Origin of the sequence: Mixta tenebrionis, from assembly GCF_006517625.1 — a bacterium.
GTDB classification, from domain to species: domain Bacteria; phylum Pseudomonadota; class Gammaproteobacteria; order Enterobacterales; family Enterobacteriaceae; genus Mixta; species Mixta tenebrionis.
The window spans coordinates 1-361 of record NZ_VHQI01000066.1 but is presented as its reverse complement, the minus strand read 5'-3'; the positions used below and the strand labels follow the sequence as shown (position 1 = coordinate 361).

1 pseudogene is annotated in these 361 nt (G+C 42.7%); it reads right to left on the bottom strand.

Going from position 1 to position 361, the window contains the following annotated elements:
* Positions 1-166: 166 nt before the first annotated feature.
* Positions 167-361 (bottom strand): annotated as a pseudogene (locus tag FKM52_RS21875) (DUF927 domain-containing protein); the annotation flags it as partial.

Here is a 361-nt window from a genome sequence, read left to right as displayed (position 1 = left end):
CAGGCACTCCGCCAGTGTGTTAAACAGAGTGTAATCATTGAATGACGTGTTTTCTTCATTTTCGCTGCTGATGGCGTGAGGAAAACCCTCATAGTACTCGTCTAATTCAGGAAACATACATCACCTTTTATTCGTTGTGGTTCAATCAAAATGGTTATATTCAGGGTTAAAATTCGTTCATCACATTGCATTTCAGAAATGCTTTTGTGACCTGGTAGTAAGATTGCGCCATCATCTTGAGCGGTCTTTTTTTATAGTGCCCCACGCTTTCGCAAAGCAGATAACCTGTACGCTCTAACGGTCTGGCTACATCAACGGTCTTGAGCCCCTTTTCAGAGCAGAGCTTTTCAAACACCGATTC